This is a genomic window from Chitinophaga sp., assembly GCF_035564935.1.
Taxonomy (GTDB): domain Bacteria; phylum Bacteroidota; class Bacteroidia; order Chitinophagales; family Chitinophagaceae; genus Chitinophaga.
Window position 1 is genome coordinate 1 of sequence record NZ_DATMTE010000365.1, and the last position, 5,008, is coordinate 5,008.

Annotated in this window: 3 protein-coding genes; all 3 read left to right on the forward strand. The window is 48.4% G+C overall.

Annotated features, from left to right (window positions below):
* Positions 1-489: hypothetical protein (locus VN105_RS09650; RefSeq protein ID WP_325640250.1), on the forward strand; the 489-nt coding region annotated here is incomplete at its 5' end.
* A 2-nt stretch (positions 490-491) separates the two neighbouring features.
* Complete coding sequence (locus VN105_RS09655; RefSeq protein ID WP_325640252.1) at positions 492-2,453, forward strand: glycoside hydrolase family 2 protein; 1,962 nt, start codon at positions 492-494, stop codon at positions 2,451-2,453.
* A 19-nt stretch (positions 2,454-2,472) separates the two neighbouring features.
* On the forward strand, positions 2,473-4,749 hold the full coding sequence (locus VN105_RS09660) for an FAD-dependent oxidoreductase (protein ID WP_325640254.1): 2,277 nt from the start codon (positions 2,473-2,475) through the stop codon (positions 4,747-4,749).
* The last annotated feature ends 259 nt before the right edge of the window (positions 4,750-5,008 follow it).

Below are 5,008 nucleotides of genomic sequence, written 5' to 3' on the forward strand. Positions count from 1 at the left end.
CAGGCAGGTACGCTCATTACGGTGTACAACTGGGATATTGATGAATATAGGCTTACACATAGCACCTTCAGGAATATTGCCGGTTGTGCGGGTGTGATCAAGTGTACAAAAGCCTCCCTGCAGCAGGTTACTTATGATCATATCATGTATCCTGCACTGGTGTTAGGCACGGAGATCATTACGCATAACGAGGCCACTTTTCCGCAGGATGTGACTATACAGGAATGCAGCTTTAACGCCAGTGGTTGGGAGGCCCGTATTGGTAAAACAGGATTGGTAGCTATTGGTAACAGCGGTACGGATGCAATGGCAATAGGGGCCATTCAGTTTGATCACTGTTCGTTTTCCAATGCAGCTACAGGCATCAATGCAAGCGGGATCAAACTGTTGAAAATTACAAACAATCGTTTCTCTGCGGTAGGGCAGTCGCTGAAAGTAAATAATACCAACACCGGTAAAGTGGTGTTTGAAAATAATACTGAAGAATGAAGATGAAAAAGATACTCTTCCTGTTATTGATATGTCCTTTACTTGCTTTGTCGCAGGGAAGTACAAAGTTATCGCTGAACGGCGTATGGACGTTTGCGTTAGATCCTTTGAATACTGGCGAACAGGCCCGGTGGTTTGCTGCAGATTTTGTTTCAGCACGCTTTGATAAAGTGCAGGTGCCACATAGTTTTTCAGTGGATAAGCGCTATTTTTTTTATACGGGAACGGCCTGGTATTTTAAACAGTTCAACGCGCCGCTGGCGCGGAAAGGACAGCGTACCTTCCTGCAGTTCGACGCAGTTTTTTATAAAACCCGTGTATGGCTGAATGGGCAACCGGTGGGTGAGCACGAAGGTGGGTATACACCTTTTGAAATAGAAGTAACCCACTTGCTGAAAGATAAGAACACCCTGGCCCTGTCGGTAAATAATGCCTGGGATACTACCACTATCCCCGGCGCCAAGGCCAGTGATGCCAAAGACGCACCAAATGTGGTGCAGTTATATGCCTGGATGAATTACGGCGGTATTACAAGACCGGTGCACCTTATTACACGCCCGGATGCCTTTATAGAGAATGTGAAAGTAGTGGCTGAACCGGATCTGAAAAAAGGCAATGCCCGTATACAGGTGATCACGGCTTTGAAAAATTACCAGTCGCCACAGGTACAGGTGAACATCTTTCACGCCGGCGGCAAGAGTAATATCCGTTTCAAACAAATATCCGCCAATGCATCAAGGGTGGTGTTGGAAGGCACGTTGCCTGCTGCAAAGCTATGGGACCAGGATGCGCCCCATCTTTACGAAGCAGAGGTGGTGGCCGGTGCAGATACCATGCGGAAAATTTTCGGTATCCGCCGGCTGGAAATTAAAGGTACACAACTGCTGCTGAATAGTGAACCGGTACGTATGGGTGGCTGCAACCGGCCATTGGATTATCCCGGTTACGGTTCCCTTGATCCGGAAAACGTGCTGGAGAAAGATCTGCAGCTGATAAAAAGCGGTAGTATGGAACTTTCCAGGATCAGTCATTACCCGGTTTCTGAAGATATGCTCAACTGGGCCGATAAACACGGCCTGCTCATCATCACTGAAGCCGGTAACTGGCAAATGACGCCACGGCAGATGGCCGATCCGAAGATGAGAGCAAAATACCAGTCGCAATTAAAAGAGATGGTGGAGCGCGACTGGAATCACCCCAGCATTATTGCTTACAGTCTTGGCAACGAGTTCCAGTCGCAAACCCCGGAAGGTATTGCCTGGGTGAAGGATATGAAGGCGTTTGTAAGATCGCTTGATGCCACGCGGCTTGTTACCTTCGCCAGCTTCAATGTTTGGCGGGATTATGTGAAGAAACCTGAAGACGAAGCCTCCAATTACGTGGATTTTATCAGTACCAACATCTATGGGAATGAGCAGCTGGCGCATTTGCAGCATATTCATGAAGTGTATCCCGATAAACCCGTTTATATCAGCGAGTTTGGTATGCGTTTACCGCAAAACGGGAAAGAGGAAGACCGTATCACTTATTTCAGGAAAGCCATGCAGGTATTCCGGCAATGTAGCTATCTCATCGGCGCTTCGGTATGGACCTTTAATGATTACATGAGCCGTTTTCCCGGAACAGATGCTAATGGTTACCGCGCATGGGGGCTGGTAGCGCCCGACCGGAGCTTGCGCCCGGTGTACCCGGTGTGGCAGGAAGAATTTGCACCCGCTGTTATTGAACCCGTAAAAGTAAATGGAGATAAAGCTATTGTAAAGATCACCGCCCGCGTTGATTTTCCTTCTTATGTGATGCGTAATTACCAGTTGATGTACGGTAACAGTGCTGTGGAGCTGCGAACGCTGAAACCCGGTGAAAGCCAGGAAGTAACCATCCCCGTTACACGGAATCCGCTCACGGTATCGCTGGTGAAGCCCGGTGGTTTTGTAGTAGTATCAAAAACAATAAAAGAACAGTAAAAATTATAACCGTACAATCATGATAAAATCTGGAGAAACAAACAGTCGCTCTTTCCCCGGCATCGCTATAAGCGCCGACCTGGTTATTACAGGTGGTGGTCTTTCAGGCGTGTGTTGCGCCATCACAGCGGCGAGGCAGGGATTGAAAGTAGTGCTGGTGCAGGACAGACCGGTATTAGGAGGTAATTCAAGCAGCGAGGTTCGTTTATGGATCCTGGGGGCCACATCGCATATGGGCAACAACAACCGCTGGGCGAGGGAAGGAGGTTTGGTAGATGAGATCCTGGTAGAGAACACCTATCGCAACCCGGAAGGCAACCCCGTTATATTTGACATCGTGCTGCTGGATAAAGTAAAGAGAGAACCCAACATCACGTTGTTGCTGAATACAGCCGTATACGAAGTAGAAAAAAAGGATGCCGCCACCATCAGCTCCGTGAAAGCCTTTTGCAGCCAGAACCAGAAGGAATATCGTTTATCCGCCCCGCTTTTCTGCGATGCCTCCGGCGATGGGGTAGTGGGCTTCCTGTCGGGCGCCGCTTTCCGTATGGGCGCCGAAAGCCGGGAAGAATTTGGGGAGAAATTTGCACCCTCTGCTGAGTATGGCGAACTGCTGGGGCATACGCTTTATTTCTACAGTAAAGATGCCGGTAAGCCGGTAGCCTTTACCGCTCCTGAGTTTGCGCTGAAAGACATTACCAGGATCCCGCGGTTTAAAACATTCAATGCAAAGGATTTCGGCTGCCGCCTGTGGTGGGTGGAATATGGTGGCCGCCTTGACACGGTACACGATACAGAAGACATTAAATGGGAACTGTGGAAAGTGATTTACGGTGTATGGGACTATATAAAGAACTCGGGCAATTTCCCCGAAGCGGAAACGCTTACCCTGGAATGGGTTGGCGCTATTCCCGGTAAAAGGGAAAGCCGCCGTTTTGAAGGGGATTACATCATGAAACAACAGGATATCATTGAACAGCGTACCCATGAAGATGCCGTTGCATTCGGCGGCTGGTCGGTTGACCTGCACCCTGCCGACGGTGTTTTCAGTGAAAAGCCGGGTTGCAATCAATGGCACAGTAAAGGTATTTACCAGGTGCCTTACCGCAGCCTGTACAGCAGGAATATCACGAACCTCTTCCTGGCAGGGCGTATTATCAGTGCATCGCATGTGGCTTTTGCCTCTACAAGAGTAATGGCTACCGCCGCTTATGTGTCGCAGGCAGTGGGCGTAGCCGCCGCTCTTTGTAAGGAGAACAATATTTTGCCGGCTGATATTTTTAACCGGGGACATATCACCGCTTTGCAGCAGCGTTTACTGAGTACCGGGCAATATATTCCGGGGCTCACGCTGAAAGACAGCAGGGACCTGGTACAATCTGCTGTGATCACCGCTTCCAGCGAACTGGTGTTCAAAGCGTTTCCGGGTAAGCCGCTTTTGAAGCCATTAACACTTTCCGTAGCGCAAATGCTGCCATTGCAGGAAGGGGAAGTAGCGCCTTTTATTTTTCATGCAGAAGCAACCGGCAATACCGAACTGGAGGTAGAGCTGCGCGTAAGTAGTAAGCCCGGTAATCACACACCGGATATTACCCTTGCCAAACAAACCATTCCCCTGCATCCGGGGAGGAATTGTGTGGACCTCCGCTTTAATACAGCTATAGAAAATGCCGCTTACGCATTTATCACTTTTATAAAGAATCCATTGGTGGAATTGCACTTTACGGAAAAGCGGGTAACCGGGATGCTATCTGTATTCAACAGTGTAAACAAAGCCGTATCCAATTACGGCAAACAAACACCCCCGGAAGATATCGGGATGGAAGCATTTGAGTTCTGGTGCCCGCAACGCCGGCCGGAAGGGCATAATATCGACCTGAAATACCAGCAGGGCATCAACCTGTTCCATGCGGAAAATGTACGCAACGGCACGGACCGGCCAACGAATGCGCCCAATGCCTGGGTGGCTGACTGGAACGATCCGCAGCCACAGCTCAGGCTGAAGTGGAGCACACCGCAGCAGATCAGCCGCATCTACCTTTGTATGGATACCGACTATGACCACCCGATGGAATCAGTATTGATGTCGCATCCCGAAGCAGTAATGCCTTTCTGTGTAAGGAATTACAGGATCAAAGATGCTGAGGGAAATATCATAGCAGAAAAAAAGGATAATTACCAGACGCAAAACCATATTCAGTTGCAACAGCCGGTAACTACGGATGAACTGATCATTGAGCTGGAACACCCGTCGGAGCATGTGCCGGCAGCGTTGTTTGCGGTGCGTTGTTATTAGCAGGTTTTTATAATTAATTTGGGATTGGCCTCCGGGGAAACCCGGGGGCTTTTTTGTGAACCTTTATTATCACCGTTTTTTGTTAATCCTATTGTTTTTACAAGGAGTTAAGAACAGAAGCTCTGTTAACAGCTAATTTTGTTTTGATAAGAAAGGTTTGTTTTAGAAATTCATTTCCAGCACAAATAGTTTTATGCCCAGAAAGAGCCTCTCGTTTTCGGTTTCAGACGAAATAATAAAGAATAAAATTTATTTTATC

Excerpts from the sequence above, each read along its gene's own strand:
- VN105_RS09655 (WP_325640252.1), top strand. The coding sequence starts at position 492 with ATGAAAAAGATACTCTTCCTGTTATTGATATGTCCTTTACTTGCTTTG.
- VN105_RS09660 (WP_325640254.1), top strand. The coding sequence starts at position 2,473 with ATGATAAAATCTGGAGAAACAAACAGTCGCTCTTTCCCCGGCATCGCT.